Below are 1,832 nucleotides of genomic sequence, written 5' to 3' on the forward strand. Positions count from 1 at the left end.
CCCGGATCAACCTCCTCAACTGGGACGCCAACGGCCGCCCGGACGGCCTCTTCCCGCCCCGTACCCCGCGCACCCCCGGAGCGTCCGCATGACCACCGTCCTCTCCCCCGCCGCCACCGCCGTGCTGCGGCTGGCCGCCGCCGACTGCCTGTGCTACCCGGACGCGCGGCTGCGGGAACGGTTCCCGCTGCTGCGTGCGGCACTGGACGAGGTGGGCGCGCCGCCCGCCGCCCTCGGCCTCACCGGCTTCCTCGACCACGCCGGGGCGGCCCGCGAGCTGGACCTGGCCGGCCACTACGTCGACACCTTCGACAGCCGCAACCGCCGCTGCCTGTACCTGACGTGGTGGACGACGGGCGACACCCGCAACCGGGGCGCGGCCCTGGTCGCCGTGAAGGAGTACTACCGGGCGCACGGTCTGGAGGGTGATCTCGGCGGTGAGCTGCCGGACTTCCTGCCGGTGATGCTGGAGTTCGCGGCCCGTACCGGTGAGGCGGGGACGGAGCTGCTCCAGCGGCACCGGGCCGGTCTCGAACTGCTGCGGCTGGCGGTCGAGCAGTGCGGCTCCCCGTACGCCGGGGTGCTGCGGGCCGTGTGCGCGACGCTGCCGGGGCCCTCGCCCCGTACCCGTGAGGAGGCCAAGGCGCTGGCGCGCTGCGGTCCTCCCCAGGAGCTGGTCGGTATCGATCTGGCCCCGGCCCCGATTCCCGCAAGCGCTCTGTGGCAGAAGGTGTCGTCGTGAACGCAGTGGACTGGATGCTCTGGGGAGTCCTCCCCTATGCCGCGGCGGCCGTGATGGTCACCGCCCTGGTGTGGCGGGCCCGTTACGACCGCTTCGGCTGGACCACGCACTCCTCGCAGTTCCAGGAGTCACGGCTGCTGCGTATCGGCAGCCCGCTGTTCCACTACGGGATGATCTTCGTGGTCCTCGGGCATGGGGTGGGGCTGCTGGTGCCGAAGTCCTGGACGGCGGCGTTCGGGGTGAGCGACCACACCTACCATCTGACGGCGGTGGTCTCCGGCGCCCTCGCCGGGGTCTGCGCGGTCGCCGGGCTCGGTGTCCTGGTGTACCGCCGGCTCACCGTCCCCGCCGTCCGCCGGTCCACGCTGCGCAGCGACCACCTGATGTACACCCTGCTGATCGCCGCGATGCTGGCGGGCCTCACCGCGACGGTGCTGGTGCAGATCGCCGGGGTGGGCGGCGGTGACTACGACTACCGGGAGGGCGTCTCGGTGTGGTTCCGCAGCCTGTTCGTGCTGCGCCCCGAGGTCGCGCTGATGGCCGCGGCACCCCTGGCGTTCCAGGTCCATGTGCTGCTGGGCGGCTGTCTGCTGCTGCTCGCGCCGTTCACCCGGCTGATGCATGTGGTCGCCCTGCCGGTGCGGTACCTGTTCCGCCCGTACGTGGTCTACCGCCGCCGCACCACCCCGCCGGGCCGCCCGGCGCGGCAGCTGACCGGACGCAACCGCTGACCGTATGACGGAGGGCCCCGCCGCGTGGCGGGGCCCGCCGCGTTCAACAGGTGCAGTACCAGATGAGGATCGGCCCGAACCAGTGCCAGCCGCAGTGCGGGCGGGGCGGCTTGACGGTCGGTGTGGGCGTCGGGTCCGGCCCGGAGGTCGCCGTGGGGGTGGGCACCGGGGTCAGGGTCGGTGCCGGGGTGAGCGTCGGCTCCGGCGTCGGCACGCCGGTGGGGCTCGGGTCCGGGACTTCGGTCGGTCCGGTGGGCGTCGGGTCCGGGGCCTCGGTCGGCCCGGTGGGCGTCGGGTCCGGGGCCTCGGTCGGCCCGGTGGGGCTCGGGTCCGGGGGGTCCGTGGGCAGCGGTGGGGCT

The 1,832-nt window shown here is 74.0% G+C and carries 2 protein-coding genes and 1 pseudogene; 2 read left to right on the forward strand and 1 reads right to left on the reverse strand.

Going from position 1 to position 1,832, the window contains the following annotated elements; genetic code table 11:
• The first annotated feature begins 88 nt into the window (after window positions 1-88).
• A complete protein-coding gene (gene narJ / locus AC51EU_RS30095; RefSeq protein WP_496270260.1) occupies window positions 89-742 on the forward strand; it encodes a nitrate reductase molybdenum cofactor assembly chaperone in 654 nt (217 codons plus the stop codon).
• Window positions 739-1,473 (forward strand): respiratory nitrate reductase subunit gamma, encoded by a 735-nt coding sequence (gene narI / locus AC51EU_RS30100; RefSeq protein ID WP_496270261.1) that lies wholly within the window; start codon window positions 739-741, stop codon window positions 1,471-1,473. Before narJ ends, narI begins: the two co-directional genes overlap by 4 nt.
• Before the next feature lie 43 nt (window positions 1,474-1,516).
• On the opposite strand, the pseudogene AC51EU_RS30105 reads toward narI, so the two are convergent.
• Window positions 1,517-1,832: pseudogene (locus AC51EU_RS30105) on the reverse strand (hypothetical protein); the annotation flags it as partial.

It is taken from the genome of Candidatus Streptomyces philanthi (assembly GCF_059553635.1).